Origin of the sequence: Mesorhizobium sp. M8A.F.Ca.ET.161.01.1.1 (assembly GCF_004792105.1) — a bacterium.
Taxonomy (GTDB): domain Bacteria; phylum Pseudomonadota; class Alphaproteobacteria; order Rhizobiales; family Rhizobiaceae; genus Mesorhizobium.
Window position 1 is genome coordinate 1 of the sequence record NZ_SRTD01000042.1, and the last position, 1205, is coordinate 1205.

The window sequence follows — 1205 nt, forward strand, 5'->3', positions numbered from 1 at the left end:
CTGGAACACCCCTTGTGTGTTTGGAATCGTGCATTGTTGAGGTGCCACGGACCAGGTGCTTGCCTGATCCGTGGCGGCGGTCGAGAGCCCGTCACCCCTCAGGTGGCTTAAACCGTGGATGAGCTGGGGCCCGACCGCCTTCTTTTGTGAACCCGAACAGTTGCAAGGGGCAAGCCCCCGCACACAAGGAAGGGACCGATGAGATGGTAGCGCAAACGGTTCAGGACATCGGCATCGATGTCGCCAAAGGCTGGCTCGACGTGGCGGTGTTTCAAACGCAGGAACAAGCGCGTTTCGACAACGACAAGGACGGATGGGCCAAGCTGGTCAGATGGCTGCGGGGTCGCACCGTACGCGCCATCGGCATGGAGCCGAGCGGCGGCTATGAGCGCGGTGTGGCCAAGGCACTGCGTAGCGCGGACCTGCCGGCCAGGAACGTCAATCCGCACAAATTGCGCCACTATGCCCGCGCCCTTGGCCGATTGGCCAAGAATGATCGCATCGACGCCTTGCTGATTGCGCGCTACACCGCCGAACTGCCGACCCGGCCGGTGCGTTGCGACCCGATTGCGGAGCAACTGGCCGATCTGGTCGTGGCCCGCAGGCAGCTTAGCGACGATAAGGTCAGCCTCGCCAATCAACTCGAGCAGCTACGCGAGCCGATGGTGAAGCGCATCTTCACCCAGCGGCTGCGTCGTATCGAACTCGATATCGCACTGCTCGCCAAGCGTATGGCCGAACTCGTCGCCAGCCAGCCGGCGCTCGCAGCCAAGGATCGCCTGATCCAGTCCTTCCACGGTGCCGGTCCAGTCCTCAGCCATACCATACTGGCGCTGGCGCCGGAGATCGGGCAGGCCTCGCGACGCGAGATTGCTGCGCTTGCCGGCCTGGCGCCCTACGACTTCGACACCGGCACCTTCAAAGGTCGCCGCGTCATCTGGGGCGGCCGGCATGCTCTGCGCAGGGTGGTCTACATGGCAGCGCTCACCGCCAGCCGCTCCAATCCCGTACTCAAAGCCTTCCACCAGCGTCTTATTGCAAACGGTAAGCAACCAAAGGTCGCCATCGTCGCCGTGGCCCGAAAGATTATGACCATCCTCAGCGCCATGCTTCGACACAACCAACCCTGGTATCCAGACAAAGCCTGAAAACACAGTTGCTCATCCGTCGCCTTCGGCGACACCTTCTCCCACAAGGGGAGAAGG

The 1205-nt window shown here is 62.6% G+C and carries 1 protein-coding gene; it reads left to right on the plus strand.

Features of this window, described 5'->3' with window-relative positions:
• Nucleotides 1-203 precede the first annotated feature (203 nt).
• Nucleotides 204-1148: an IS110 family transposase gene (locus EN804_RS34465; protein WP_189522269.1), complete on the plus strand. Its 945-nt coding sequence runs from the start codon at nt 204-206 to the stop codon at nt 1146-1148.
• Nucleotides 1149-1205 lie beyond the last annotated feature (57 nt).